Below are 272 nucleotides of genomic sequence, written 5' to 3' on the forward strand. Positions count from 1 at the left end.
GGCCTCACCTAAGTAAGGATATAGGGAAGCATACTGAGGATCATCCTCTCTCAACTGTTTAAGCATTTCAATTGCCTTAGCATAATCTTTCAGTTGAAGATACGTAAATCCAGTTTCAAACTTAACATCAGGAGTCATGTCAATTGGTTTAATCTGTTCAAGATACCCAATGGCCTGTTCAAAATGACCAGCGTTAGCATACGCTACCCCTAATCGCTCAACAAGGTTCACAGACGAAATATTTAATTCACCTTGTTTAATCAACCCTAAAT

General features: G+C 38.6%; 1 protein-coding gene. It reads right to left on the minus strand.

Annotated features, from left to right (window positions below):
• A partial coding sequence (locus tag AC6UDE_RS06965; RefSeq protein WP_500697027.1) for a tetratricopeptide repeat protein occupies window positions 1-272 on the minus strand: 272 nt, incomplete at both ends.

Source organism: Fructilactobacillus sp. X2R5C3, assembly GCF_059901325.1.